The 3,120-nt window shown below is 52.8% G+C and carries 2 rRNA genes; both read left to right on the forward strand.

The features are described 5' to 3' along the window. Positions 1 to 23: 23 nt before the first annotated feature. Positions 24 to 2,913 (forward strand): 23S ribosomal RNA (locus PG898_RS21015). A gap of 120 nt (positions 2,914 to 3,033) precedes the next feature. Beyond that, a 5S ribosomal RNA gene (gene rrf, locus PG898_RS21020) occupies positions 3,034 to 3,120 on the forward strand; the annotation flags it as partial.

Genomic DNA, 3,120 nt, shown 5'->3' on the forward strand with positions numbered 1-3,120 from the left:
GCCGACACTTCTTGGGGTTGTATGGTTAAGTGACTAAGCGTACATGGTGGATGCCTTGGCAGTCAGAGGCGATGAAGGACGTACTAACCTGCGATAAGCTGTGAGAAGTCGGTAAGAGACGCTATTACTCACAGATTTCCGAATGGGGAAACCCACTTAGCATAAGCTAGGTATCGTTGCATGAATACATAGTGCAACGAGGCGAACCGGGAGAACTGAAACATCTAAGTACCCCGAGGAAAAGAAATCAACCGAGATTCCCTCAGTAGCGGCGAGCGAACGGGGATTAGCCCTTAAGTTTCTTGGAAGTTAGTGGAATGGTCCTGGAAAGGCCAGCGATACAGGGTGATAGCCCCGTACACGAAAACGACCTTGAAGTGAAATCGAGTAGGGCGGGACACGTGACATCCTGTCTGAATATGGGGGGACCATCCTCCAAGGCTAAATACTCCTGACTGACCGATAGTGAACCAGTACCGTGAGGGAAAGGCGAAAAGAACCCCTGTGAGGGGAGTGAAATAGAACCTGAAACCGTGTACGTACAAGCAGTGGGAGCCCTTCGGGGTGACTGCGTACCTTTTGTATAATGGGTCAGCGACTTACATTTTGTAGCGAGGTTAACCGTATAGGGGAGCCGTAGGGAAACCGAGTCTTAACTGGGCGTCTAGTTGCAAGGTGTAGACCCGAAACCGGGTGATCTAGCCATGGGCAGGTTGAAGGTTGAGTAACATCAACTGGAGGACCGAACCCACTAACGTTGCAAAGTTAGGGGATGACCTGTGGCTGGGGGTGAAAGGCCAATCAAACTCGGAGATAGCTGGTTCTCCCCGAAAGCTATTTAGGTAGCGCCTCGGACGAATACTACTGGGGGTAGAGCACTGTTTGGACTAGGGGGTCATCCCGACTTACCAACTCCATGCAAACTCCGAATACCAGTAAGTAATATCCGGGAGACACACGGCGGGTGCTAACGTCCGTCGTGAAGAGGGAAACAACCCAGACCGCCGGCTAAGGTCCCAAAGTTCTGGTTAAGTGGGAAACGATGTGGGAAGGCTCAGACAGCTAGGATGTTGGCTTAGAAGCAGCCATCATTTAAAGAAAGCGTAATAGCTCACTAGTCGAGTCGGCCTGCGCGGAAGATGTAACGGGGCTCAAACCAGGCACCGAAGCCGCGGATTCATACTTATGTATGAGTGGTAGGGGAGCGTTCTGTAAGTCTGCGAAGGTGTATCGAGAGGTATGCTGGAGATATCAGAAGTGCGAATGCTGACGTAAGTAACGATAAAGGGGGTGAAAAGCCTCCTCGCCGGAAGACCAAGGGTTCCTGTCCAACGTTAATCGGGGCAGGGTGAGTCGACCCCTAAGGTGAGGCCGAAAGGCGTAATCGATGGGAAGCAGGTTAATATTCCTGCACGACTTGTAATTGCGATGGGGGGACGGAGAAGGCTAGGTGGGCCAGGCGACGGTTGTCCTGGTGAAAGTGCGTAGGTGGTGTTTCTAGGCAAATCCGGAGACACAACACTGAGACACGAGACGAAGCCACTACGGTGGTGAAGCCATTGATGCCCTGCTTCCAGGAAAAGCCTCTAAGCTTCAGATTACAAGTCATCGTACCCCAAACCGACACAGGTGGTCGGGTAGAGAATACCAAGGCGCTTGAGAGAACTCGGGTGAAGGAACTAGGCAAAATAGAACCGTAACTTCGGGAGAAGGTTCGCTCTTGACAGTGAAGTCCCTTGCGGATGGAGCAGTTGGGAGTCGCAGTGACCAGATGGCTGGGACTGTTTATCAAAAACACAGCACTCTGCAAACACGAAAGTGGACGTATAGGGTGTGACACCTGCCCGGTGCCGGAAGGTTAATTGATGGGGTTAGCGCAAGCGAAGCTCTTGATCGAAGCCCCGGTAAACGGCGGCCGTAACTATAACGGTCCTAAGGTAGCGAAATTCCTTGTCGGGTAAGTTCCGACCTGCACGAATGGTGTAACCATGGCCATGCTGTCTCCACCCGAGACTCAGTGAAATCGAATTCGCCGTGAAGATGCGGTGTACCCGCGGCTAGACGGAAAGACCCCGTGAACCTTTACTACAGCTTGGCACTGAACATTGAACCTACATGTGTAGGATAGGTGGGAGGCTTTGAAGGCGTGACGCCAGTTGCGCTGGAGCCGTCCTTGAAATACCACCCTTGTATGTTTGATGTTCTAACGCAGGGCCCTGAATCGGGCTCGCGGACAGTGCCTGGTGGGTAGTTTGACTGGGGCGGTCTCCTCCCAAAGAGTAACGGAGGAGCACGAAGGTTGGCTAATCCTGGTCGGACATCAGGAGGTTAGTGCAATGGCATAAGCCAGCTTAACTGCGAGACGGACAGGTCGAGCAGGTACGAAAGTAGGTCATAGTGATCCGGTGGTTCTGAATGGAAGGGCCATCGCTCAACGGATAAAAGGTACTCCGGGGATAACAGGCTGATACCGCCCAAGAGTTCATATCGACGGCGGTGTTTGGCACCTCGATGTCGGCTCATCACATCCTGGGGCTGAAGTCGGTCCCAAGGGTATGGCTGTTCGCCATTTAAAGTGGTACGCGAGCTGGGTTCAGAACGTCGTGAGACAGTTCGGTCCCTATCTGCCGTGGGCGTTGGATGATTGAAGGGAGTTGCTCCTAGTACGAGAGGACCGGAGTGAACGAACCTCTGGTGTTCGGGTTGTCACGCCAGTGGCACTGCCCGGTAGCTAAGTTCGGAATCGATAACCGCTGAAAGCATCTAAGCGGGAAGCGAGCCCTGAGATGAGTCATCCCTGACCCCTTGAGGGTCCTAAAGGGCCGTTGGAGACCACAACGTTGATAGGTGGGGTGTGTAAGCGCGGCGACGTGTTGAGCTAACCCATACTAATTACCCGTGAGGCTTAACCATACAACACCCAAGAAGTGTTCTGGGCCTTGTAGCAAATCGAAGAACTACTACCTAATTCAGTGATAGCGAAGCCAACAGGTAACTCGTTATTCACGTCAGCTTTCCAGATGAAGTTTTTTGCCTGGCGGCCATAGCGCCGTGGAACCACCTGATCCCATGCCGAACTCAGAAGTGAAACGCGGTAGCGCCGATGGTAGTGTGGCATTC

Source organism: Aeromonas sp. QDB31 (assembly GCF_027707605.1).
GTDB classification, from domain to species: domain Bacteria; phylum Pseudomonadota; class Gammaproteobacteria; order Enterobacterales; family Aeromonadaceae; genus Aeromonas; species Aeromonas media.